Here is a 23098-nt window from a genome sequence, read left to right on the forward strand (position 1 = left end):
AAAACGGTGAGCACCTATTTGGGCGCTCACCGTTATTTGTCATTTCGATTTGATTGCATCAAGAATCAACGAAGGAAATCTCATCTGTTCTGCATTCCGGGGATCATATTGCTTCGAACGGAAAATGACACCGTCTGCGCCATCCCAGTCCGCTTGATGGAAGATTCCATCCTGATCGAAATATTCGAGAAGACGCACCTGAAATCCAGCCTCTTTAAATACTTGTCGTAATGTTTCGTGCGTATAAACGATTTTGTGACTCGCCGCTGGATGGTCATTTGGACCGGGTCCACCGACTTGAACAATCGATTGGTATGCGTCATCCCGAAAATAACCGTCCGGCACAGCACAACGGACGTATCCCCCTGGTGCAAGGTATGTATAACAATGACGTGCCGCGTCAATTCCTTCTTCGAACGTCAAGTGCTCCCAGACATGTTCCGCAAGAATCGCTTGCAACGTGTCGTTCGAACACAATCGTTCCCAATCGGACCGATTGAGTAGATTCAGCTCATCTTCCTGTGTATGATACCAACCGGGATTGTTGTGGTACGGTCCTGCTCCAATGACGATACGTTCTTTCATATGGGATCCTCCTTCTCGTTTCACCACTCTTTTATTTCTCATTTCACATAATCATCCCTGCTTGCGACAAAAAACGAGGCTGACTCAACAAAAAGAATGACGCGTCTTTTCACGCCCTTTCCTCAGGCGAGACACAAGCCAGTTTTCCTGCTTCATTCAAGCAGGAAAGCGGGTCTTGATTGTCTCTGACAGCGCATAAATGCGCTTTTTCCTGTAGGAGTTGCGTGTGACGAGTCATTTTTTTTATTACGAGATAGGGGTGGCAGATCATCATTCTGCCACCCCTATCTTTGTAGAGACTGACTTTTGAGTCAGCTCCGTTGCTGTTAATCCCGCGCCGCGAGGCGATATAAGAGATCGAGTAATTCGATATAGAGCCAGATGATCGTCACGATCAATCCGAATGCTGCAACCCACTCCATCGATTTCGGAGCACCCGCACGAACTTGTTGCGAGATAAAATCGAAGTCCATCACGAGTGACAGGGATGCCACGATGACGATGACGAACTGAATACCAATCGCAAGCGGTGAGCTACCTGTCATGAATGGGAGGTCGACACCAAATAACGAGAGAATCAAGTTGACTGCATACAAGACGAAGATCGAGAGAATCGCTGCTGTTACCGCAGAACGGAAACGTTGCGTCACTTTTATCATGCCTGTCGAGTAGACGAACCACATCGCAAATGCAACGACGAATGTCGCAACGACTGCCTTCCCGACGATTCCTGGATACATGCTTTCGAACATGAGCGATAACGCTCCGACTGCCACCCCTTCAACGATCGCATAGACCGGTGAAAGAACCGGTGCCGTCGCCGGTTTGAATGTGATGACCAAGGCAAGAATTAGACCGATGACCAGTCCACCAATCAAGGCTGGGAACATCAATCCTTGGTTTTCTGCGAGGAAGAACCAACTTCCACCTGCTGCTGCCGTGACGAGAGCGAGCAGTAAGAAAATCTTACTCATCGTCCCGCTTTTCGTCATCGGTCGTTCTCCGACACGTGCCGTATCGAAGCCACGACGCAATGCCGGGTTAACTTTAAAACGTGAAGCCATTGCATTCACTCCTTTTTATGATTCTGCTTTGTATTACGAAAGCTTCCCGAAAAAGTTTCAAAATAACCATTGATCGAGTGCTTTTAATTGCAACATAACGACTGGGATCGAGGCTTTGGCATCGATGCGGTGTGATTTCGCTTGCCCAATCAAACCGGACGTCACGAAGTCCGACCCTTCGAGCGCTTCCCCGATCGGACCAAATGCATCACTATCGACTTGACGGTGTCGGTAATGGATGAACCGTTCCGTCGTTCCTTCTCTGACTTTACAACCGTCCTCGACGTCCGGGCGATTCAGTCCGTATTCGGCATAATGCCAGACGGTCGTCGTATCCCAAGGCGAACCGATATGCAGGATTTGACCGTCGGCCTCGATGAAGCGTTCAATCGGTGAACCCGGACCGAAGCCATTTTCTAGTGTATGATCGGCAACGAATGTCGCCGCATCCTTCCCCCATGCGGTCACCGACCACATCGGATGATCGCTTCGAACGACGCCGGGATACGTTCGAAAGACCTCCGGTACACGACCGATGCCGCGTGTGACCGTTTTTGCCGGGTCATATGCCGGCATCTCCCGGCGGATCGTTTCCCACCATTCTTCCGGTACAGCCGGTTGGCTCCAGTTCTTCGGATCCGAATTATCGGTACTTTGCGCCGGCATCATGATTAACCCTTCCGTCGTGACGACCTCCTGCAAGGCTTCGATCAACGCTTGTACGCCACCGGGAATCCAGCCGATTTGTTTAAGTGACGTATGGACGAACAGTTTCATACCGGGCGTCACACCTAATTCGCGTAACGCCTCTTTGATTTGTGATTTCGTGACCATGTTTCGTGTTTCCATCGTTCTGATCTCCTTACTCGACGACTAATGCTATCGTCGACCCCGTTTTTCCTTGCTTGACCTCGATTTTCGCATCAACACGTGACTTCAGCTCCTGCACATGACTGATGATTCCGACCATACGGCCGCTCGCTTGAATCGAGAGCAACGTCTCGATCGCTTGTTCAAGCGATTCCGGATCAAGTGTTCCAAATCCTTCATCGATAAACATCGTCTCAAGCGATACTCCTCCACTTGCTTCTTGCACGACTTCCGATAGTCCAAGCGCAAGTGCAAGGGACGCCTTGAAGCTTTCTCCACCGGACAACGTCTTGACGTGACGTGTTTGCGACGTGTACGCGTCAAAGACATTTAAATCAAGTCCGTATTTTTTGAGTCCTTTTCCTGCCTCCGTTTTTCGCTCGAGCTGAAAACGACCCGATGTCATCTCATGCAGATGTCGGTTTGCGGCGAACAAGATCTCATCGAAGTATGCCGTCTGAACGTACGTTTCGAACGTCATCCGTTGTGCGTTCTCGCCGACACCGACGCGAGCGAGTTCACCAATGACCCCATATCTCGCATCCTCATCTTCGATTTGGCGTTGCAAGTTTTCCCACGCCGTTATCAACTGATCAATATGTGCGCGTTCCTTCTCGAGCCCGACACGTCGATCGGTCCGCTCCGTCAGTTCGAGCGACGCCGTCTTCAAGTCCATCCGCAACAGTTCAAGATCCGGACGCACTTGACCTTCCGTCTTCAAGCGAGCTTGTTCCTGTTTCAGCTTCAATTCCTGCCGCGCTAGACGATCTTGTTCCAAACATTCTTGGAGGTGACGGAGTTCGTCACGAGACCGTCTCGCATCGCGGAAGGCTTCAATCGTCGGAAACGCTTCTTCTGCCAAGACTGCGTGTAATTCCTTTTCGCGTTTCGTTAATCGGTCGCTTTGTTCAGCAGATGCCTCAGTCAATTGACGGAATCGACCTTGGTGTTCCGCGAAGTCACGATCGAGCTGTTCCTTCTCGTGTAGCTGTTGCTGTTTGTCTTGCTTAAACTGCTCGATACGTGTTTCTGCCTGTTGTTGTTCCTCACGGAGTGCTGGTAGCGATTTCGTGGACTCTCCTGATTGACTTAGGCGACCAGACAAGTGTGCCATTTCCGATTCGATGACGGTCCGGTCTTTGATCATTGCATCGATTTTCAGTTGTAGCTGATCCATGGATTGCTCGAGTTGTTGCAGGCGAGTCTCAAGACGCGCTTTTTCCGTCTGTGCTGACGCTAATCGGGCTTCCGTCTGTTCGACTTCCCGAAGCTGTGCTGAAACATCCGCATGAGATGACTTGTTTTCACTCGTCTTTTGAATCTCGATCGTCAGTTGTTGCAGACGCTCTGCAACCGTCCGGTAAGAGGCTTGTAACTCTTGATGCGCTTGTTGTGCTTCTAAGAACCGTTGTTGTGCTACATCGACCGATAGTTCCTGTGCGACGGCGATAGCATGTTGCGGATGCGATGTACTGCCACAGACAGGACAAGCCAGCCCGTCCGTCAATCCCTTCGCAAGTTCAGCAGCCAGTTGTTCCCGTTCACTTTTACGAGCTACTTCATACGCACGCGCTGCCGCCTCTTTTTGATTCCGGACGCTTGTACCGCGGACGATCAACTGCTGTCGCTCTGCTTCCAATTTGTCATACTCTGCGAACTTCGTCGCCAACTGTTGCAGGGTGAAGCGTCGTTCTTGCGCCTGTAAGCGTTCTGCTCCGACGTTCTGCAATGGTCGTAGCTGTTCCTGAACGGTCTTTCGCTCCGTCCGCGTTTGTTCAAGTTGTTTCCGGAACGGTTCCGGATCAAGTTGCTTTAAGCGTTCTGTCAGTTGTTGCTGTTGTTGCCGTAAAAGGGTCTCCGCTTCCAACCGTTCGCATTCTTCTTGAATTTTCTCAAGTCGACGACTCAGTTGTTCAATCTGCGGTTCTTCCGCCAGTAGTTGATTCACTTTGTCTTGAACGGTGCCCTGCCGCTCTGTCAAGCGCGTGACGTGCTGTTCGGTTTCCTGCTGTTGCCGTTTGATTCGTGTTAGCTGTTCTTGATCTTGTTGCCATTGATCAAAAAGTGGTGCGACGATTTGAGCACGTTCGGCAGCCGTTGCTTCTTCTTGCATCCGCTTAATGTCTGATGATCGTTCAAGCAACAACTGCTCCGTCCGTTGAAGTTGCTCTTGCTCTTGGAAAGCTGCTTCGAGTTGTTCGCCCTGTTGCAACCGTGTCGTTTTGTTCTCGACGATCGTACGTGTTTGTTGCTCCGCTTCATGAGCCGCTGTCAACCACTCATCCCGTTCCGTCGTCAACGCTTCCATTCGTAACCGGATGTCCGCTTCCGTTAATTCACTCCAGTTTGCTTGTAGGGGTAACTCCTCAAGCTTGGCCCATTGTTTCGTCTTCGTTTCCTTGATGCGTGCCGCAAGATCGAGCGCTTGTCGGTGCAAGCGTTGTTGGAACTCACCATAATGTTCCGTCTTGAACAGTTGTTTGAGAATCTGTAATTTATCTTTTGACTCTGCCATCAACAGTTCCCGGAACTTATTTTGCGGCAACAGGAGAATTTGTGAAAACTGTTTATGGTCGAGCTGGATCAATTCTTGAACGCGCTGCTTGATTTCCGGAATCTTGATGGCAAGTGGTTTCCACGCCACGCCGTCGAACCGAGCGAACTCTGCTTCATGCGAATAGCCGGTTTTATTGACCGGATGCGGTTGACTCGGTTGCCGGATGATGCGATACCGTTCCCCTTTGAGCGTAAACTCCAGTTCGACTTCCGTCTTTTGTTCAGGTACGGCAAAATGACTTCGCAACTCACTCATTTCCCGCTCACCACCGGACGTCTCACCATACAGGGCGAACGTCAATGCATCAAAAATCGTCGTTTTCCCAGCCCCTGTATTCCCGGAAATGACGAACATCGTCCGTCCAGCAAGTGCCGTGAAATCAATCGTCTCTTCACCAGCAAACGGACCAAAGGCGCGTAATGTCAGTCGTTCTGGGCGCATGTCGCTTCCTCCTTCAAGACGGCTCGCATCGCTTCCGTCGGCTTCTTCTCACGAACTGCTTCATAAAATTCACTGAACAGATCCGCAACAGAAGCATCCTTGACCTGCTCACGCGATGCTTTGACCGCCCGCGTACTCTCGCGGACGAATCCGATTCGCTCGAGGTGCAGGATGTTCGGATAGATTTTTTTCAGCTTGCCCATCGGATCCATCAAGGCTTCGCCGTCCGTCAGGTTGATTTTTAAATAATCATCCGTGACTTGCGTCGCAACGAACGCAGGATCCGTCAATTCATCGAGACTACCAGTCAGTTCTCGCAAATCACGTTTTGGTGCAAGCGGTTCGAATCGACGATCGAACGTACCAGTATCGTTCAACGTCAACACATCGACGCCTTTGACGTGATGTGCTTCTGAAAACGAATATTTCAAGAGCGATCCGCTGTATCGGACCGTCTCGGATTGAATTGCAAGCGGGTTGTGCAAATGACCGAGTGCTGTATAGGTAAACGGTGCAAACTGGCTCGCACTAACTTGCCCTGCCGTTCCGACGGATAATTGCCGCTCCGAATCTGTCTCGAGTCCACCGATGACAAAGGCATGACCGACGAGAACACTCGGTCCGTCTGGGACACATCCGGCAAGGATCGTCCGCATTGCGTCATCATGCGTCTTAATCGTTTCATCATTGTGCACATACCGGACGGTCGCAGGATCAGCGAACGGCACCGGGTAAAATGATACTCCCTTGATCGCGACCGGCTTGATGACCGGCGTCAATTTTCCAACAAGGTGTAGACCCGCCCGTTGAAGTAACGTCGTTCCGAAACTTAACCGTTCGGCTGAATCATGATTTCCGCTGATCGCAATGACCGGTATGTCCCGGTCAAGAATCAGAGCAGCGAGCGTCTCATCGAGTAGTTCAACGGCTTCTGTCGGCGGGACGGCACGGTCGTATAAGTCACCCGCAATGACGATTGCATCCGGTTGTTCGCGATCGACGAGTGTCAAAAACTCGCTCAGGACCGCCCGTTGGTTCCCGAGCATCGACTCGCCATGAACGATTTTACCGAGATGCCAATCGGCAGTATGTATCCATTTCATCTTCATCACACTCACTTTTTAAATATAGTAGCTTAAGTGTAGCATGCGAGCGTTCGTTCTGCGACGAACATCCGTTTGGAACACTAAAAGCAGAAGTTATTGTGTTGCATAATGAATCAGCCGTACATGCTGAAGAAACAAACAAAGTGTAGTTCTTCTCGATTAAGAGAAAAACTACACTTTATGTTCAATAAATAATAGATAAAATGCTTACGCTTTATCTACAGTATGTTTTAGTTTTATTTTCCCATCTGAAACAATCAAAGCAATTCCAATGATACATTCCAAAATAATGATCCACCAAATAATACTCGGAATCATATCTATCGCATCACCTTCGACACTATTATATACTTCTAGCTTTCTAAGAAAATAAAACTCAGCTAAGTATATAGATAGCCATAGTTTAGTTAAAGCTACCAATACAAAACAGAACCCCATCTTACGCAATTCAAACCCTCCAATTACTAATTCACTTATAATTGTTTTACTTTAACACTATATCTCTATTTATAACCATAATAAGAAGTAAATTAAAAATATGTACTCGATCATCCAGTTTTTTATAAATCAATAATATGTCTATTATAGAAAATTTTATTGTTTTTTGAGACCAGCATACTTTAAAGAACTGTTAAAATACAATACATACATCTCATTAGATAACTTGGGGGGAAAAGCATGAAGAAACTTATACTGTTGACGGTATTATGTACTACTTTGTCAGCCTGTGGCATCAACGAGTCTAAACTCAGTTTTAGTGAGTTAAAGACAATACCTAACGATTTACAAACGAAACTTGATCCTGATTCTACTTTGCAATTGATCAACACGAAGGACGATACTTCTTATGTTGTGTATCACACAAAAAAATCAGTTGCTACTGATCTCGAAGCACAAGAAGATACGGTGAAGATAAAATTAGATGAATCTAACGATACTAGTAAGAATGCGCAACAACACGTCTATCAATTAACATTAGATCCTGAACATGAAATCATCGATGTTTACGTAAACGGTAAATCTACCGCGTTTGATAACGTAACTAACTGATAAATCTAGAAATATCAAAATAGAAACAATATACATACGAAAATCCCTTCTTTTCTTTGTGAAATGAAGAGGTTGCAAAAAAAAGCAGGAGGCAAATGCCTCCTGCTTTTTGCGCTTTCACAACGAGCGTATTACTTCGTCCGTTGCTTTCTAAAACGTTGGACGGAACGAATCACAGAAACTGATCCGCCGATGATCGCACCGACACCAACGACGATGCCTGTCTTAAATTTTTTGCCCGTTGGTTCGGATGTATGCGTTGCTTGATTGTGTTCAAAAAGTTGTTGGAGGGGCGACGACGTCTCGACTTCGAGAATCTTCGATGCATCCTGATGCACATCTTCTCTACGTTCGACACTACAAGGTGACAGATAGAATGGGTTCAAGTTCGTCCGGTACCGGTCCGGATTCCAGTTGGCTTGCTGGACAACCGCCTGTGTTTCTTCCGTCTGTGCTTGATCCTTCATCGGATCGAATTCTTGTTTCATCTGAATCACTCCTCTTCACGTTCAAAACCTGTAGACCGATTTATGTCTGAAGTCTTATTTACCTGTTTTTTAAACATTTAAAACATATATTTTTAAAATTAGTTTTACTGTTTTATGAACGTTTATCCGAAATAGGCGTGATACAGTCGTTTTGCTTTAACAGGATCCGCTTCACCATGAATCAAGACACGACCATCTCGAAAGGCGACCATTCGATGCTCATCCGTCGTAAACGCCAGCAAGTATGGGTTATGGGCGGAAATCGACGCAACCGGCTGGAGGCGTTGTTTTAATTGTTCGAGATCTCGCTGTCCGTCTCCACGGATTTGAACGGCATCGCGACCGCACAGTGCCGTGAAACGCACCGTTTGATTCGATAAATAAGGATAAGACGGCTCGATGCCGCACGAGGGACACTCTGTTTGCTTCAGTGACTGGACGTTGATTTGTTGGAATGTATTCGACCACACGTCAAAGGCAAGCAGACGTGTCCGCAGCGCGTCCGTCTTCCCGCTCAACCACTTCAACGCTTCCGTCACTTGTAGAGAGGCGACCATCTGAACAGCTGGACCGATGATTCCCGCCGTATCACACGTCTCCTGATCACGTGGTAATTGATCGAGCAGACAATGCAGACATGGCGTCTCTCCCGGGCGAACAGTGAAAGTAATCCCGTAACTGCCGATGCAGCCGCCGTAAATCCACGGAATCGAGCGCAACAATGCCATATCGTTCATCAGTAAACGAATATCGAAATGATCCGTCGCATCGATGATGAGATCGATATCATCGAGAAGCCACGTCAGCGCTGCTCGGTCGACATCTAATACATGTGCTTCGATCGTCACCGTCGAATTAATTGCTTCAAGCCGCTCTTTTGCAGCAATCGCCTTCGGTACGCTGTGCCGTGCATCATCCTCCGTATAGAGTTGTTGCCGTTGTAGATTACTCCACTCGACATAATCGCGGTCGACGATTCGGACGACGCCGACACCAGCGCGAACGAGTTGTTCTGCCGATGCTGTTCCGAGTGCCCCCATCCCGATGATTAGTACCTTTGCTGTTGCGAAGCGTGCTTGTCCTGCTTCTCCGATCGGTTGAAATCGAGTTTGACGTGAATAACGTGTCATCGAATCAATCCACTCGTTGGACTACTCGCGACTGCATACTGTTTCTTCTCGATTCGTCCCGCTTCGTAGCCGAAGCGCCCTGCTTCGACGGCTAGTCGCATCGCGTGCGCCATCTTGACTGGATCCTGGGCATGGGCGACAGCGGAGTTCAATAAGACACCATCCGCTCCCAGTTCCATTGCATAGGCGACGTCAGTGGGTGAACCGATGCCAGCGTCGACGATGACAGGCACCGTCGTCTGCTCGATGATGAACTTTAGGTGGAGCGGATTGAGGATGCCTTGCCCGGAACCGATCGGTGACGCAGCCGGCATGATGGCATGACAGCCGAGTTCCTCGAGTCGTCGTGCAAGGACGACGTCGTCCGATGTATACGGTAAGACGACGAACCCTTCTTTAAGTAACTCTTCAGAAGCCCGTAACGTCTCGATTGGGTCAGGTAGTAATGTCTTATCGCACCCAATCACTTCGACCTTGACCATGTCGCACATACTGGATGCCCGCGCAAGTTTTGCTAGCCGAACCGCTTCTTCCGCTGTCTTCGCACCAGCCGTATTCGGTAGTAAATCATATTTTGTTAAATCAAGCGACTCCAAGAAATTCGGTTGTTGTTTGTCGAAGAGATCGAGCCGCCGGACGGCGAACGTCAAGATTTGTGAAGCGGACGCATCAATTGCCTCTTGCTGCACCGTAGCATCCGTATATTTCCCCGTTCCGAGTAATAACCGTGATTCGAATGTCTTTTCTCCAATTTTCAACATCTTTATCCTCCTCCTACGAAATGAACGATTTCGAATGTGTCATTGTTCCGAACGACCGTTTGATTGTAAGCTCCGCGGTCGATGATCTGTCGGTTCTGTTCGACGATGACGAGTTTTTCCCCTAAGCCAAGTTGCGTGAGCATATCCTCAATCGTCTCAATCTGTTCAATGGTGTGGTCGTTGCCGTTAATCGTAATATTCATCGGACTTCCTCCTTTAGGATCAACCGTAATGTGTTTGCCAAAACTTCCGCTGTCGCCGGTGCGAGTAATATGCCATGCCGATGATGCCCCGTCGCTATAAAGATCCGACGGGATGAATCGGCGACTCCGATATATGGCAAGCCGAACTCTGTTTGTGGTCGTACGCCTGACCAGACTTCTTCGATGATTGCATCACGGATCGGTGGATAGAGACGCTCTGCTGCTTGAAGCAGTGACGTGACTCCTGCGACACTAACACCGATCGTCTCGTCTTGCGGTAGTTCGGTCGCACCGATCAATATCCGTCCGTCCGCTTTCGGTACGAGGTAGACGGCGTCATCAAACAGGATCGAGCGTAACGGCTGACCCGCGAGACGGACTGCGAGACACTCCCCTTTGACCCCATATGTCGCTATCGAAATGCCAGCTGTATCGAGCAAGGCTTGGGACCCGCGTCCGGCTGCAACCGTCACCGTTCGTCCCGTCCACGTTCCCGTGTTCGACTCAACCCTAATGAAATCATTACTCTCCTCGATTCGCGTGACGTCCACCTGTTCTTCGATTGGTACCCCACGATTTCGTAAGACATGCATCAATGCAGTCGTTAGTCGTCGCGGATCGATTTGACCGACCGATGGAAATAAGTATTCTTGCCCATTTCGTTTCAATAAAAATGGTTGTTCCCGGTAGCCACAATCGATCCCGGTCTCGCGCGTGAGGCGTCGCGCAAGTAACGGATACAGACGGCGACTTCGCGCGGCAAGCGTATGCAATTCTTCTCTCAGCTCGATGTCCGTCGCAAGCATCCCGGCAGCCGCCCGACTCGTCCCTTGTCCGCATGTTCCGCGATCAAGGACAAGAACGGATTCGTTCTGACAAGCGAGACTGTAAGCAAGCGTCAAACCGATGACTCCACCACCGATGATGATGTGATCCGTCATACCCGTACCCCCTGATAACGCTGAATGGCAGCATGCGGGTCCGCTTGACCGAGAATACCGGATAAGACGGCGATTCCGCTTGCACCGGTCGCTGCGATCTCAGGAATGCGATCAGGAGTGATCCCGCCGATTGCGATGACTGGTTTCGTCGTGAAAGTAACGACTTGTTTGAGAGCGTCGATCCCTCGCGGTGGCACGTTTGGTTTCGACGCTGTCGGATAAATATGACCGTACAGCAGTCGGTCGGCTCCTTCTGCTTCTGCCGCAAGTGCTTCTGCCAGAGAGTGGACGGATTTCCCGATGATGAGATCCGGAAAGTGACGCCGAACATCGCGGACACATAAGGATCGTCGAGTCAACTGCACACCGATACCAGCGACATGAGCGACGTCGACCCGGTCATGAACGGTTAATTGATTAGGCGAATACCCTTGCGTAAGGAGCGCTTCAATCAAATCTAGCAATTCTGCTGCCGACAAATTCGGTTCTCGAAGATGAAGCTGATCCGTATATGGTTGAAGCGATTGAAAGGTTTCCACTCCATCACGTGGATTGATGGATCCCGTCGAAATCAGATGTAAACGCATCATATTCTTCCTTTCGATACGAAAAAAGGACCACTCCCGATGTTGAAGGGAGTGGTCCGAAAATGCGCTGAAGCGCTAAGGATATCTAAGGTTTCGAGCCACTTCCCTCCGCTAGTACGAACTAGATCAGGTTCAAAGGGTCCGGATACTTCCGTCTCAGTCTGCTGCGAGACTCCCCTAGTGTCTTTTCGTGTTTAATTGGCTTGCCCCATTAGTCTAGCATGAGTCGCTTTGCTTCGCTAGTCCTAGTTGAGCGCTTCCACTTGCTGAATAAGCTCCGATTTCGTCGGTCGCTGTTGCTTCTGGCTGTCGGCATAGGTCTGCTTCAGCTTTAAGATCCGCATCACTTTAGCATCGAGCATCTCTGACGACAACGTTTTTTCTTTAACCGCTTGCATCACTTCGGTGTGAACCTTCGGATAGGCACCTGCTTCCGAAAACATCGCCATATCAGCTCCATTGACAAGTGCCTGGCGTGCCGCTTCCGCGAGACCATATCGTTTCGTGATCGCCCCCATGACAAGGTCATCCGTGATAATGACGCCCTTGAATTCGAGTTGTTGACGCAAGAGGTCAGTCAAGATCGGCTTCGAGAGCGAAGATGGATTTTGGTCGTCATACGCGGGATAGAGAATATGGGCGACCATCACCATCTCGGCGCCCTCTTGAATCGCTTCTTGGAACGGTAACAGTTCCGTCCGCTTCAGTTCTTCCTTTGATGCTGTCACTTTCGGCAACCCGACATGGGAATCGACACTCGTATTGCCGTGACCGGGAAAATGTTTGACGACCGGAATCGTTCCCGTCTCTTGCATCCCGTGCATCAGAGCCGTACCGAGAGTCGCGACGGTCTTCGGATCAGCACTTAACGCACGGTCGCCGATGATTGGATTGTTCGGATTGCTATTGACGTCAAGGACCGGTGCGAAGTCCATGTTGAACCCATAAAACCGTGACAGGTGACCGAGCGTACGTCCGACGTCTTCCATTTTTGCAGCATCTGCACCTTGCGCCATCCGTTGACTCGTCGGGAGACGTAACCGTTGATCCGGTACCCGGCTGACCCGTCCGCCCTCTTCATCAACCCCGACGAAGGCATACGGTTTTTGGTTCGTTTCTTGAATGGCACGCGTGAACGTCAAGAGTTGATCTTCTGACGTAATATTCCCACCAAGCAGTAAGACCCCACCGATCGCATGCGTCTGCAACAATTTCCGGTCAGCTGCTGAAAGTTCCGTGCCGGCAACTCCGATATAGAGCAGTTGATCGATTTTTTCTGACGTCGACATCGCTTCAAGTTGTTGCTTTAATCGTGCTTGTTGTTGTGCTTCCTTTGTCGGCTCAGGCTTTGGTTTCTTCGCCTCCGTCGGTTGCTTCGTTGCTGGTTGTGATGGTTTCGTTGGTTCCGTCGTCTCCTGCGCACACCCTGCAAGCAACAGGCAACCGATCAGTAATACTTTCTTCACAAAGGATCCTCGCTCCGGACACCATTGATGGAATAATAGACGGAAATTTCAGCGTTCAAGGATTGCGAGACCGAACAATATTTATCTTTTGATAACGAGATGGCGCGACGGACTTTATCTTCCGGGAGATCACCTTCAAGCCGGTAATGAATCGAGATCGACGTAAAACGCCGCGGATGATCCTCTGCCCGTTCCCCTTCGATATCCATTTCGAAATGAGTGATCGTCAAGCGCATCTTCTCTAAAATCGAGACGATGTCGATTCCAGTACAGCCGGCAACGGCATGTAGCAGCAGTTCAGTCGGTCGTGGTGCTTGATTTTCGCCACCGTTCTCCGGTGCTGCATCCATCGCAAGATGATGCCCTGATTCCGTCTGTCCACTAAACCCCATCTGTTTGTTCCATGTCACTGTCGCTTGCATCGTTTCCACTCCTTTGTCAGTAGTCCTCTTCTGTAGTATACGCAAAAAACAGCAAGCCTGGAAATTCACACGCTATTTCGAATAATGGTTCTTTTCCCGAATTCTCGCTTTGCGATACCCGACGAAATCGTTTCATGCTATCCTGTTACTCATAGTTTCGCGCGCAAGCGCCAGAATTGAGGAATCATCCATGTCACCTACTACTCGTTTAAGTCGACGCGATTGGCTGTTGATCGCCACGTTGTCGCTCCTGACGTTCGTTCTCGGAACAAGCGAATTCGTCATCGTCGGGATCCTCGCTGAAATCTCCTCAGCCCTTGATATCACGATCGCAACAGCCGGTACGCTCGTCTCGGCATTTGCCATCTCCTTTGCGATTGGTACACCGATTGTCATGTCGCTGACCGGTCACTTGGAACGGCGTCGCCTGATTCTACGTCTGTTACTCGTTTGGGTCTTACTGAACCTTGCCAGTAGTTTTGCTCCAAGTTACGAAGTATTGCTCGCCACCCGCATCCTGACAGCCATCCTGACCGGTGTCTTGATCTCGCTCGCAATGGTCGTCGCAAGCGATGCCGTACCTGTTGCGAAGCGCGGTGTCGCCGTTTCGTTCATTTTCGGTGGTTTTACACTCGCGAACGTCCTTGGTGTTCCGATCGGTACGTTCATCGGTCAACACGCTGGCTTCGCAGCCACGTTTTGGCTGACGACCGTCATGGGAATGATTGCGTTCCTCGCTGTGTGGAAGATCGTTCCCGTCCAGCAATCGACGGGCTCCGGTTCAATCAAGGAGCAGCTTGGATTGCTCGCTAATCCACGGATCCTGATTGCCTTCTTCATTCCGTCGTTCGGCTTCGGAGCAACTTACGTCGTCTACACGTACCTCGTGCCGATCCTGCAAACGGAACTCGGCATCGCGAAGACATGGATTAGTCCGATCCTGCTCGCTTACGGTGTCGTCTCGATCTTCAGTAACATCCTTGCCGGCAAGATTGCAAGTAAAAATCCGATGGGTCGCTTACGGTTCGTCTTCGTCGTGCAAGCAATCGTCCTTGCTGCATTATACTTCACGACAGTATCCCTTTCACTTGGTCTGTTTAACATCGCCTTGATGTCATTGATGTCGATTTTATTGACGACTTCGACACAAATCTACTTGATTGACCTCGCCGAAAAGTTCAATCCGGAAGCAAAAGGACTCGCCGCTTCCTTGATGCCGGTTGCGAGTAATGTCGGGATTGCCTTCGGTTCGGCACTCGGTGGCATCGTTTATGCGAACGGTCCGATGATGAACACGGCACTGGTCGGTGGGCTTGTTGCGCTTGTCGCTGCTTTATTAACTGCAATCAGTCATCGTCTCGATCAGCGGTCATGAATGGCTACCTTATCCTTTTTTGTAACAGGTCGATGACGGTTCGATGACGTTATGATGATAGTCCCTATCTTACTGATGATTTTTCAGTATGATGGGGACTATGTTGTAGTAGAGGAGTGTCTGAAAGTGAAATCATTACACATCATCGGAATCAGTTTATTGACAATCATCCGGCTCTGGCTCGGAATTCAGTGGTTCATCGCCGGAATCGGCAAGTGCATCAATGGCTTTGATGCAAAACCGTTTCTTGAAGGGGCGCTAACGAAAGCGATAGGCGAAGACGCACTCGTCAGTTCGTGGTACGCGACGTGGATCGAGCAACTCGCCTTACCAAACGTCGGGCTGATCAACGTCTTGATTCCGTTCGCGGAACTCGTCGTCGGGATCTTGTTGATTCTCAGTCTGTTGACTGTTCCTGCACTGGTCGTCGGGAGCATCATGAATCTCAATTACTTACTTGCTGGAACGATTGCGTTAAACCCGTTGTTCTTAGCAGCCTCAATCGTCTTACTTGCTGCAGGACGCTTTGCGTATCAAATCGGTATTGATCACTGGATCATGCGCTGGTATCGTTCGTCGCAACAACCACATCCCCTCGACCGGATTCCGGTCTAACGAAAAAACTCTCCCAAACGCGGGAGAGTTATTTTTTTTGTTGCTCGAGAATCGTCTGCTGTGTCGGAACCCCGCCGACTGGGACTGTCCGCTCGAGGAACAGATAAGGTTTGCCATCGACTTCAAAGCGACGGTCACCGAGATAACGCGCTGAACGTCCATCCATTGCAAGCTTTTGTTCGATTGCTGCGACATGTTCGTCGAGTGAATAAAACCGATCGTCAAACGTCAGCGTGATGTTTTTCTTACGGTATCCGAGTAAGAAATTGTAATAGAACCAGTACATAGCACCTGCGAAGATGACAAAAATCAAGAATTGCATGTGAGTTCCCCCCTTGTATAGTCTTTATACGTTGGAAGAAAACTAAAAGTTTCAAAAATTTTACTATTTTTTCATGATTCAGTTGATGGTCATCTCGTTGAGCTGAAGGTCACTCTTAGGTGTATTGTATTTAATCGTTCCTTCATATCGTACCTCTTCTGTCTGAGGATCTAGCACGATTACCGATACGCCATTTTTCTTTGTTTCGATAAAGGAATAAACTAGGTTGTTCTCAATGATTGTCGACGTATGCCGTTGAACTTCATTGGCATCTCGTTTAGGTAAATCATAACGATGCTGCGTGAATTGCTTCGTTCGTAAGTCATATGTCGACCATTTCACTTTCGTTTCAGTCATGTTCTCTGTCATCCCTACGACCGCCCCTTCGTTTATCACACGTGTTTCCCACGCATCTTCAACTTCAAGGAACTTTAATCGTGTCGATGTTGTGTTGTCTTTGAGATAAACTCTAGTCTTAGCATCATTAGTCATCTTTCGGTATAAGACACGGTTCTGATAAATGGCGAGTACCTCATCCTCTTCTGTTAGTTGAAGCGGTAAATCCATTAATCGGACTGTTTTTTTCTTTAAATCAATAGCATAGATATGATTTGTACCTGTTTTTTGTACAACATCGCCAATACGTTGAACATATAACTTTTGTTTCGTTCGTTGAAACGGACTATAGTAGATGCCTTTAGTCTTTGCCGGTTTCGGTAAAGAATAGGTCTGCACCTTTTCCGTTCCACGTTTCCATGACTGTAGCTCCCATGATCCGTTTTTATTGACGTGTAATCCAAATACTTCTTTGTCTTGCTCATAACGTGATAATTCGATTTGGCTCATGAAATGCCTAAAACTACGTGGGGCATCCGTCACATCGGAGTAATCTCTTGCGAACTCAGATAAATAATTCATTCGCTTTTTTTCAACTCCTCCTTTTAACATTACTTCGTAGTCTGTTTTATAATTTTCAGGATCATTGAATTTAAATTGAAGCTGTTTCACAGATTGATCCTCTGGATTTCCCTGTATCGTTTGAACCGTGAATGTAGGTTCCTCTGTTGAAGAAGAGTACACGACATACACTCCAAGTGTCAAAATACAAATGACTCCAAGACATAACACGTATTTATAGGTTCGCATAGTATACTCCTTACACCGTAATTTTTCGTTGCAGTAACCGAAGACTTTTCCAGATCATGTACACGAAGTAACACAGACTTAATCCGATCAGAAGAAACATCGTCTCTTTCTCTAGTAAGTAACGTGTTTCATCTAAAAATGCTAATATACCAATGGTTAAAGCAACAGGAACAAAAATTTCAAGTCCAATTCTGACAATGGCTTTTCCTTTACGAAATGAACGTTCGATTAAAACCAACAAGAAAATAAAACTGACGATGAATAGTGAAATGGCAAGAATGATTCCTAAGTCGATCAGATTCATCGTATAAAAATCGTTCATCACGTTTCGGACTGGACTTAAGTCACTTCGATTTTGGTATTCCGGTTGAATCAACCAATCAAATAGATAAAAACCTGATTGCAATACGCACCACTGAATGCCAATAAAACTTACTATGATTAAAAAGACTGTCGTCAATTTCGAGAAGAAAATGCTTGCCCGATTTCCTGGAAGCATTAGTAAACGATAAATATACTTTGTTTCTCCTAACCAATCCCGATACCAAATTTGAATCGCATAGATGACAACAATCGCCATTCCGATCAGAGTCATATAACTAAAGAAAGAGGATGCCTCAGAGTATCCGAGTGTATCGATTTGTTTAAGTGCTTCTGCGACAGATACTCGATTAAGTTCCATGAAATTCTCGACTTTCCGCTCGTGGTACATGACTTGCGCAACGATTGATGCTAACTCAATCACTGCCATCACAAGCACGGCAATTACATATAACTTAAAACTCCGCTTAATCTCTTCATTCGTCAATTGTATGTATTGTTTCATCGCTGATAGACCTCCCGCATCCGGTCCTGAACCGACTTCCCGTACAGTTCTCGCATCTCTTCTGTCTCATGTTCATCGATGATTCGACCGTCCTGTAAGAAGACGACCCGGTCGATCAAATGCTCGATTTCCTGAATTTCGTGTGTCGTCATCAGGATACCGCGCCCTTCCATGAAGTGGCTTGAGAATAATCCTGCAATCTGTTCTTTCGTAAACAAATCAATTCCTGCGAATGGTTCGTCGAGTAATAAGTACGGACGATCGAGAGCAAATCCAAGAATTAAGCTGACCTTCGCCTGGTTTCCTTTTGATAAGTCGGTAATCTTATCTGTTGAAAGTAGCTGGAAAATTCGCATCAATTCATTCGCAGTCTCCTGGTTCCAATCAGAATAATAATCCGCCATATATGTCAGCGCGTCACCGACCGTCATGTAGCCGGGCATCGTCTGAATATCTGGAACGAAGGCGATCTTATTTCGGTTGATCTCGCCATCGACGAGAACCGTTCCTGCGTTGACTGGAACAAGTCCTGCGATTGCCTTCAGGATCGTCGATTTCCCCTCACCGTTCAAACCGATCAGACATGTCAATTGATCCATCGGAACCGAGAACGAGACGCCTTGAAGGACTGGTTTTTTTCCGTACTTCTTTTGCAAGCCGTGAACTTCAAGCATCGATCTTCCTCCGTTCTGTTTCCTGATAGACGGTCTCAACTTTCGAGACGACCTCATCAAGTGGAATTTGAATCGCCTTGACGGCATCGATGAATTCAGAGACTGCTTCTTCAAGCATCTCAGCACGTACTTTTTGGACGACTTGTGGATCGCGTGTAATCTTACTCGGGACATTCCGTTCTGTCGTAATCAATTGCTGCTCCTCCATCTCTTTATATGCTTTTTGTGCGGTATTCGGATTGATTCCGAGCTGTGCGGCGATTTCGCGGCGGGACGGGATTTCTTGCCCGCTTTGCAATTCCTCGGTCGCGATTCGTTGTTTGAACCAACGGACGACCTGCAGGTACACCGGGCTTCTTTGGTCGAACTGCATCGGTAGACCTCCCTTTTCTGTGTAATGTATTAAAACATTAATACACTTCTCTTCTGTATCATACTCACCATACAGTTTGTCTGTCAAGCTGGTTTGTCTTCTTAATCATGAAAAAGTCACCATCCGATTCTTGGACGGTGACTACGGTCAACTCATTAATAGGGATTTGGATCTTCCTGAGGTGTATCGGGAATCTCGGTTGGTTCTGGGAACGTATCCGGTTCCGGTTGACGGACAGGATCTTCCTGTGGTGTGTCTGGCACCTCGCTCGGTGGTGCTTGCGGAACTTCGTCCGGTTGATGATCCGGTTCACGTTCAGGCACTTCATTCGGATTTTTCTTCATCATGTTTTCCCCCTTAAGACGTGATGTAATCGCCGCCGTTGATATGAATCGTCTGACCCGTGATGTAACTCGAATCACGAGAAGCCAAATAGACATAAGCCGGTGCATTTTCTGACGGTTGTCCCCGACGCTTCATTAACGTGTCTTCCCCATGCGACTCGACTTTCTCCTTCGAGAACGTCGCTGGAATGAGAGGCGTCCAAATCGGTCCCGGTGCGACAGCATTAACGCGGATTCCTTTCTCAATCAAACTTGAAGCAAGCGAGCGTGTCAATGTCGTAATAGCGCCTTTCGTCGCCGAGTAGTCGATCAGCGACGGTGCTCCGCGATACGCTGTCACCGATGATGTATTGATGATTGCATCTTCTTTATGCAAATGTGGAAGCGCAGCCTGAATCAAATAGAACATCGAAAAAACATTCGTCTCGAATGTTTCCTTCAATTGATCTGGTGTGATCGCAAGGAAATCATCTTGCGGGAATTGTTTTCCGGCATTGTTAACGAGAATGTTCAATTGACCAAATTCTGCAATGACGGTATCGATGATCGCTTGCGCATTTTCCGGTTGACTGACATCTTTAGCGATTTTTAAGGCTTTGACCCCGTAGCCTTCAATCAACGATTTCGTCTTTTCTGCGTCTTTTCCCTCATTTAAGTATACGATTGCGACGTTTGCCCCTTCTTTCGCATAAGCGACAGCAACGGCTCGACCGATTCCACTGTCTCCACCTGTGATCAGTGCAACCTTACCCGTCAGTTTTCCTGAACCGACATAATCCGGATCATCGTAGATCGGTTCCGGTTTCATGGCGTACTCGACACCGGGTTGTTGTTCCTGCGTCTGCCCTCGTGCTTCTTGATGCATCGCTTCGAACTGCTCTTCTCTCATGAATGATCAGCTCCCTTATCATTATGGAATGAACTACATGATTAACCATTCCCTTGCGATACATCTATAAACGTTTTTCCGAAAAAGTCAGATGTCATTCGTCAATAGCGTTGGAAATATATTGGTTTGAAGCATTTTTGATAATTCGCTTGGATACAATGTATATTGATCCAGTTTATCGAACGGAACGAACCGGTACGTCAATTCTTCACCTTCGGGACCATAGAAGTCTTCCGTTGAAAGTGGTAGTGGTTCTCGACATGTCACTTCATAAAACATCCCCAGTTCATGAAACTGATGGTCTGCGTAATTAAAGAAATTTTCATGCAGGAAACGGAAGACCGGTGGCTCGATTGACTGTCCTAATTCTTCTAATAATTCACGTTCAATCGCTTTGGCACCACTTTCACCAAATTGTACCCGTCCTCCCGGTAATGACCAAAAATCATCTTCTCCTTGCCGATGGATCAAGAGATGTCCATCTTGAATCAACAGCGCCACTGCGCGAATGTTAAGCTTTTTTTGATTTACTGCAAACGTCAAATCCATCTCATTACCTACTCTCATTTTATTAGACTCCCATACTTTCTCATCATTTCCCACGATTGCGTTTTGTCATCAAATTCATCTCGTTGTAACACGGATTCTTCTTGATTTTAAGGGATTCTGAGATTGAATATGTATTCAATATTACAACATTTGTTATTAGAATATATCTAAGCAATCGAATTGAAATACAAACGTCTGACTTTTCAATGCTATACTCTCGTTAGTCAAATGACGACAGCATCATCTACTTCAATTCACCACACTTTACACCACACACATTCTATATACATGTCATTTCCGACAAGATCTCGATTTACATCAAGGAGGAACATTCATGAAAAGAACAATCACGACACTTGCAATGAGCGCGCTCGTTGTTTCAGGTTTTGCAGCTACGGGTACAGGTAAGGTTGACGCAGCTACGAAATCTACGTACAAAGTAAAAATCAAAGCAGACGGACTTCGCGTTCGTACTGGCCCATCTCTTAAATACCGGATCGTCGACGGCGTCAATTCGGGACAGACTTTCAAATACTTGGGTCATCGCGGAAACTGGACAAAAATTCTTCATAAAGGACATAAGCGTTACGTCTACTCAGGTTATGTGAAAAAATATCGCGTTTCTGGTCATACAGCGAAGAAAGCTTCATTCTCGACTTCATCAAATGGCTTCTCGCGTCCGACAAGCGGTCCAGTAACACAAGGTTATGGAAAAACTAGCGGCATCTTCGGCTACACGTTCCATAACGGCGTCGACTTTGGTGCACCAATCGGAACGCCCGTTCATGCAGCAGCGGCAGGTAAAGTTGTCACATCGTCTTACCAAGGAGCATATGGAAACCATGTCATGGTCAAACATAAAGTGCACGGTATTTCGTACACAACGGTATACGCTCACTTAAGCAAACGCTCTGTCTTCGTCGGTCAAACGATCCCGAAAGGCGCAACGATCGGTGCAGTCGGCAGTACAGGTAACTCGACAGGTGCTCATCTTCACTTCGAAATCCATCGCGGTAACTATGTCTATAGCGGTACTTCTGCAGCAAACAGCGTCAATCCACTCGCCTTTTTATAAGCATTTAAGGTACCTCAACCGGGGTACCTTTCTTATTTTTAATGGGCATTTCATCATATCCAATTACATCCAATCTTGTCAAAGAATTTTATGGATAATTGGATAATGAATAAAATTAAGTCTGTTTAATATAATTTATTGAAATAATATCGAAATGTGAATGTAACATTTAAACATTTTCGTAAATGTTATACTCATCTATGAAATTTACATAACGGTTTAGTCACACAGATTACATATTCAGGAGGAATGAATCATGCATGGTTTTTGGAAAGGTGTTTCAGCGACAGCCATCGCTGTGGCAAGTTTTGCTTCGTTTGCCATCCCACGTGCGGATGCAGCAACGACGTTCTATAAGGTGAAAGTCATGGAGGACGGTTTGCGTGCTCGAACGGGTCCTTCGACATCATACGGTACGATCACGAGCTTTGAAAAAGGTGATACATATAAGTATCTCGGACGGACAGGCAACTGGACGAAAATTCTGTACGGTTCAAAAAAAGTCTATGTTTCTTCTACATATGTTAAAAAATATTCTGTAACACGTATCTATAAGATTAAAGTCAATGTCGACAACCTTCGTGTTCGTAGCAGCAGTTCGACGAGCAGTACAGTCGTCGGAAGTGTCGATAAGGGCGAAACGTTCCGCTACCTCGGTCGTACAGGCGATTGGATCAAGTTCTTATACGGTGGAGATAAACGATTCGTCCATGCGGACTATGTCTCGAAATACGCTGTTTTGACACTGACGAATAGCAGTGGCGCATCAAAAGCGTCAACGTCGACATCAAAGAACTTCGCGACGCCAACGAGCGGTCCGATCACGCAAGGTTATGGACCTTCTAGTGGTGCTTATGGTTACACATTCCATAACGGGATCGATTATGGTGCAGCAAAAGGTACACCAGTCTATGCGACAGCAAGCGGTAAAGTCATTACGTCTCAGCTCAAAGGCGCGTACGGCAACTATGTCATGGTTTCACATACGATCAACGGATCGCCGTTCATCAGTCTGTATGCACATATGAATAGCCGCTCGGTCTCGGTCGGTCAAACCGTCACGCAAGGTCAAAAGATCGGAACAGTTGGCGAGACAGGTAACGCTTTCGGAACACATTTACATTTTGAACTCCATAAAGGATCGTACGTCTACAGCGCAACTTCTGCTGGTAGCAGTGTCAATCCACTCGATTATCTGTAAAATGACAATAACCCTCGCCGTCTCGGCAAGGGTTATTT

General features: G+C 47.5%; 27 protein-coding genes and 1 riboswitch. Of the genes, 5 read left to right on the forward strand and 22 right to left on the reverse strand.

The genetic code is table 11. The annotated features are described in order from the left end of the window. Positions 1-39: 39 nt before the first annotated feature. The 6 genes from BW42_RS06140 to BW42_RS06165 form a co-directional block, all read right to left on the reverse strand. Entirely contained in the window at positions 40-585 is a 546-nt protein-coding gene (locus tag BW42_RS06140; RefSeq protein ID WP_035408529.1) for a methyltransferase domain-containing protein, read from the reverse strand. A 326-nt stretch (positions 586-911) separates the two neighbouring features. Next, a complete protein-coding gene (locus BW42_RS06145; RefSeq protein ID WP_035408531.1) occupies positions 912-1649 on the reverse strand; it encodes a Bax inhibitor-1/YccA family protein in 738 nt (245 codons plus the stop codon). Positions 1650-1706: 57 nt separating this feature from the next. Continuing rightward, positions 1707-2498: an aminoglycoside N(3)-acetyltransferase gene (locus tag BW42_RS06150; protein WP_035408533.1), complete on the reverse strand. Its 792-nt coding sequence runs from the start codon at positions 2496-2498 to the stop codon at positions 1707-1709. A 13-nt stretch (positions 2499-2511) separates the two neighbouring features. Further along, on the reverse strand, positions 2512-5517 hold the full coding sequence (locus tag BW42_RS06155; protein WP_035408535.1) for an AAA family ATPase: 3006 nt from the start codon (positions 5515-5517) through the stop codon (positions 2512-2514). Beyond that, complete coding sequence (locus tag BW42_RS06160; RefSeq protein WP_035409684.1) at positions 5499-6620, reverse strand: exonuclease SbcCD subunit D; 1122 nt, start codon at positions 6618-6620, stop codon at positions 5499-5501. The genes BW42_RS06155 and BW42_RS06160 overlap by 19 nt, the downstream gene beginning before the upstream one ends. Positions 6621-6830: 210 nt before the next feature. Further along, on the reverse strand, positions 6831-7070 hold the full coding sequence (locus BW42_RS06165) for a hypothetical protein (RefSeq protein WP_035408538.1): 240 nt from the start codon (positions 7068-7070) through the stop codon (positions 6831-6833). A gap of 231 nt (positions 7071-7301) precedes the next feature. Here BW42_RS06165 and BW42_RS06170 point away from each other — a divergent pair, with 231 nt between their 5' ends. Continuing rightward, positions 7302-7673, forward strand: a complete 372-nt coding sequence (locus BW42_RS06170; RefSeq protein ID WP_035408540.1) for a hypothetical protein — start codon at positions 7302-7304, stop codon at positions 7671-7673. Positions 7674-7804: 131 nt separating this feature from the next. Here BW42_RS06170 and BW42_RS06175 read toward each other — a convergent pair whose 3' ends face one another. The 8 genes from BW42_RS06175 to BW42_RS06210 all read right to left on the reverse strand — a co-directional run bounded on the left by BW42_RS06175 (position 7805) and on the right by BW42_RS06210 (position 13671). Beyond that, entirely contained in the window at positions 7805-8161 is a 357-nt protein-coding gene (locus BW42_RS06175) for a hypothetical protein (RefSeq protein WP_035408542.1), read from the reverse strand. Between the two features lie 122 nt (positions 8162-8283). Beyond that, the gene (locus tag BW42_RS06180; RefSeq protein WP_035408544.1) at positions 8284-9291 is read right to left on the reverse strand and encodes a ThiF family adenylyltransferase; all 1008 of its coding nucleotides are present in this window, start codon (positions 9289-9291) and stop codon (positions 8284-8286) included. Then, positions 9288-10052 carry a thiazole synthase gene (locus BW42_RS06185; RefSeq protein ID WP_035408546.1) on the reverse strand — a complete coding sequence of 255 codons (765 nt, stop codon included), beginning with the start codon at positions 10050-10052 and terminating at the stop codon, positions 9288-9290. The genes BW42_RS06180 and BW42_RS06185 overlap by 4 nt, the downstream gene beginning before the upstream one ends. 2 nt (positions 10053-10054) lie before the next feature. Then, positions 10055-10255, reverse strand: a complete 201-nt coding sequence (gene thiS, locus BW42_RS06190) for a sulfur carrier protein ThiS (protein ID WP_035408549.1) — start codon at positions 10253-10255, stop codon at positions 10055-10057. Then, positions 10252-11196: an FAD-dependent oxidoreductase gene (locus tag BW42_RS06195; protein ID WP_035409687.1), complete on the reverse strand. Its 945-nt coding sequence runs from the start codon at positions 11194-11196 to the stop codon at positions 10252-10254. The genes thiS and BW42_RS06195 overlap by 4 nt, the downstream gene beginning before the upstream one ends. Next, entirely contained in the window at positions 11193-11783 is a 591-nt protein-coding gene (locus BW42_RS06200) for a thiamine phosphate synthase (protein WP_231496869.1), read from the reverse strand. The genes BW42_RS06195 and BW42_RS06200 overlap by 4 nt, the downstream gene beginning before the upstream one ends. 86 nt (positions 11784-11869) lie before the next feature. Further along, positions 11870-11972: riboswitch (TPP riboswitch) on the reverse strand. 56 nt (positions 11973-12028) lie between these two features. Then, positions 12029-13249: a beta-N-acetylhexosaminidase gene (gene nagZ / locus BW42_RS06205; RefSeq protein WP_035408554.1), complete on the reverse strand. Its 1221-nt coding sequence runs from the start codon at positions 13247-13249 to the stop codon at positions 12029-12031. After that, complete coding sequence (locus tag BW42_RS06210) at positions 13246-13671, reverse strand: OsmC family protein (protein WP_023467853.1); 426 nt, start codon at positions 13669-13671, stop codon at positions 13246-13248. The genes nagZ and BW42_RS06210 overlap by 4 nt, the downstream gene beginning before the upstream one ends. A gap of 190 nt (positions 13672-13861) precedes the next feature. Between BW42_RS06210 and BW42_RS06215 the strand changes: the two genes are divergently transcribed. Then, positions 13862-15046 (forward strand): MFS transporter, encoded by a 1185-nt coding sequence (locus tag BW42_RS06215; RefSeq protein ID WP_035408556.1) that lies wholly within the window; start codon positions 13862-13864, stop codon positions 15044-15046. Positions 15047-15172: 126 nt separating this feature from the next. Then, positions 15173-15661 carry a DoxX family protein gene (locus tag BW42_RS06220; protein WP_052019055.1) on the forward strand — a complete coding sequence of 163 codons (489 nt, stop codon included), beginning with the start codon at positions 15173-15175 and terminating at the stop codon, positions 15659-15661. 28 nt (positions 15662-15689) lie between these two features. Here the strand turns inward: BW42_RS06220 and BW42_RS06225 are convergent, their stop codons facing one another. The 8 genes from BW42_RS06225 to BW42_RS06260 form a co-directional block, all read right to left on the reverse strand. Further along, a complete protein-coding gene (locus tag BW42_RS06225) occupies positions 15690-15983 on the reverse strand; it encodes a hypothetical protein (RefSeq protein WP_035408560.1) in 294 nt (97 codons plus the stop codon). Positions 15984-16061: 78 nt separating this feature from the next. Continuing rightward, complete coding sequence (locus tag BW42_RS06230) at positions 16062-16901, reverse strand: hypothetical protein (RefSeq protein WP_155960162.1); 840 nt, start codon at positions 16899-16901, stop codon at positions 16062-16064. A 238-nt stretch (positions 16902-17139) separates the two neighbouring features. Beyond that, the gene (locus tag BW42_RS06235; RefSeq protein ID WP_035408565.1) at positions 17140-17955 is read right to left on the reverse strand and encodes a hypothetical protein; all 816 of its coding nucleotides are present in this window, start codon (positions 17953-17955) and stop codon (positions 17140-17142) included. Beyond that, positions 17952-18629, reverse strand: a complete 678-nt coding sequence (locus tag BW42_RS06240) for an ABC transporter ATP-binding protein (RefSeq protein WP_035408568.1) — start codon at positions 18627-18629, stop codon at positions 17952-17954. The genes BW42_RS06235 and BW42_RS06240 overlap by 4 nt, the downstream gene beginning before the upstream one ends. Beyond that, positions 18622-19002, reverse strand: coding sequence for a GntR family transcriptional regulator (locus BW42_RS06245; protein WP_023467846.1), 381 nt, complete (start codon positions 19000-19002; stop codon positions 18622-18624). Before BW42_RS06245 ends, BW42_RS06240 begins: the two co-directional genes overlap by 8 nt. Before the next feature lie 155 nt (positions 19003-19157). Next, positions 19158-19349 carry a hypothetical protein gene (locus BW42_RS06250; protein WP_231496870.1) on the reverse strand — a complete coding sequence of 64 codons (192 nt, stop codon included), beginning with the start codon at positions 19347-19349 and terminating at the stop codon, positions 19158-19160. A gap of 10 nt (positions 19350-19359) precedes the next feature. After that, complete coding sequence (locus tag BW42_RS06255) at positions 19360-20235, reverse strand: SDR family oxidoreductase (protein ID WP_035408573.1); 876 nt, start codon at positions 20233-20235, stop codon at positions 19360-19362. Between the two features lie 87 nt (positions 20236-20322). After that, positions 20323-20802: an NUDIX hydrolase gene (locus tag BW42_RS06260; RefSeq protein WP_052019056.1), complete on the reverse strand. Its 480-nt coding sequence runs from the start codon at positions 20800-20802 to the stop codon at positions 20323-20325. Positions 20803-21118: 316 nt separating this feature from the next. On the opposite strand from BW42_RS06260, the gene BW42_RS06265 reads away from it, so the two are divergent. Next, complete coding sequence (locus BW42_RS06265; RefSeq protein WP_035408577.1) at positions 21119-21859, forward strand: peptidoglycan DD-metalloendopeptidase family protein; 741 nt, start codon at positions 21119-21121, stop codon at positions 21857-21859. A gap of 256 nt (positions 21860-22115) precedes the next feature. Continuing rightward, a complete protein-coding gene (locus BW42_RS06270) occupies positions 22116-23060 on the forward strand; it encodes a peptidoglycan DD-metalloendopeptidase family protein (protein ID WP_035408580.1) in 945 nt (314 codons plus the stop codon). The last annotated feature ends 38 nt before the right edge of the window (positions 23061-23098 follow it).

This window comes from Exiguobacterium sp. RIT341, from assembly GCF_000632205.1.
Classification (GTDB): Bacteria; Bacillota; Bacilli; order Exiguobacteriales; family Exiguobacteriaceae; genus Exiguobacterium_A.

Bases quoted from the DNA above. Each gene is read 5' to 3' on its own strand.
- BW42_RS06140 (WP_035408529.1), bottom strand. From the start codon at position 585: ATGAAAGAACGTATCGTCATTGGAGCAGGACCGTACCACAACAATCCC.
- BW42_RS06145 (WP_035408531.1), bottom strand. From the start codon at position 1,649: ATGGCTTCACGTTTTAAAGTTAACCCGGCATTGCGTCGTGGCTTCGAT.
- BW42_RS06150 (WP_035408533.1), bottom strand. From the start codon at position 2,498: ATGGAAACACGAAACATGGTCACGAAATCACAAATCAAAGAGGCGTTA.
- BW42_RS06155 (WP_035408535.1), bottom strand. From the start codon at position 5,517: ATGCGCCCAGAACGACTGACATTACGCGCCTTTGGTCCGTTTGCTGGT.
- BW42_RS06160 (WP_035409684.1), bottom strand. From the start codon at position 6,620: ATGAAATGGATACATACTGCCGATTGGCATCTCGGTAAAATCGTTCAT.
- BW42_RS06170 (WP_035408540.1), top strand. From the start codon at position 7,302: ATGAAGAAACTTATACTGTTGACGGTATTATGTACTACTTTGTCAGCC.
- BW42_RS06175 (WP_035408542.1), bottom strand. From the start codon at position 8,161: ATGAAACAAGAATTCGATCCGATGAAGGATCAAGCACAGACGGAAGAA.
- BW42_RS06180 (WP_035408544.1), bottom strand. From the start codon at position 9,291: ATGACACGTTATTCACGTCAAACTCGATTTCAACCGATCGGAGAAGCA.
- BW42_RS06185 (WP_035408546.1), bottom strand. From the start codon at position 10,052: ATGTTGAAAATTGGAGAAAAGACATTCGAATCACGGTTATTACTCGGA.
- thiS (WP_035408549.1), bottom strand. From the start codon at position 10,255: ATGAATATTACGATTAACGGCAACGACCACACCATTGAACAGATTGAG.
- BW42_RS06195 (WP_035409687.1), bottom strand. From the start codon at position 11,196: ATGACGGATCACATCATCATCGGTGGTGGAGTCATCGGTTTGACGCTT.
- BW42_RS06200 (WP_231496869.1), bottom strand. From the start codon at position 11,783: ATGCGTTTACATCTGATTTCGACGGGATCCATCAATCCACGTGATGGA.
- BW42_RS06210 (WP_023467853.1), bottom strand. From the start codon at position 13,671: ATGCAAGCGACAGTGACATGGAACAAACAGATGGGGTTTAGTGGACAG.
- BW42_RS06215 (WP_035408556.1), top strand. From the start codon at position 13,862: ATGTCACCTACTACTCGTTTAAGTCGACGCGATTGGCTGTTGATCGCC.
- BW42_RS06225 (WP_035408560.1), bottom strand. From the start codon at position 15,983: ATGCAATTCTTGATTTTTGTCATCTTCGCAGGTGCTATGTACTGGTTC.
- BW42_RS06230 (WP_155960162.1), bottom strand. From the start codon at position 16,901: ATGAATTATTTATCTGAGTTCGCAAGAGATTACTCCGATGTGACGGAT.
- BW42_RS06235 (WP_035408565.1), bottom strand. From the start codon at position 17,955: ATGAAACAATACATACAATTGACGAATGAAGAGATTAAGCGGAGTTTT.
- BW42_RS06240 (WP_035408568.1), bottom strand. From the start codon at position 18,629: ATGCTTGAAGTTCACGGCTTGCAAAAGAAGTACGGAAAAAAACCAGTC.
- BW42_RS06245 (WP_023467846.1), bottom strand. From the start codon at position 19,002: ATGCAGTTCGACCAAAGAAGCCCGGTGTACCTGCAGGTCGTCCGTTGG.
- BW42_RS06250 (WP_231496870.1), bottom strand. From the start codon at position 19,349: ATGATGAAGAAAAATCCGAATGAAGTGCCTGAACGTGAACCGGATCAT.
- BW42_RS06255 (WP_035408573.1), bottom strand. From the start codon at position 20,235: ATGAGAGAAGAGCAGTTCGAAGCGATGCATCAAGAAGCACGAGGGCAG.
- BW42_RS06260 (WP_052019056.1), bottom strand. From the start codon at position 20,802: ATGAGAGTAGGTAATGAGATGGATTTGACGTTTGCAGTAAATCAAAAA.
- BW42_RS06265 (WP_035408577.1), top strand. From the start codon at position 21,119: ATGAAAAGAACAATCACGACACTTGCAATGAGCGCGCTCGTTGTTTCA.
- BW42_RS06270 (WP_035408580.1), top strand. From the start codon at position 22,116: ATGCATGGTTTTTGGAAAGGTGTTTCAGCGACAGCCATCGCTGTGGCA.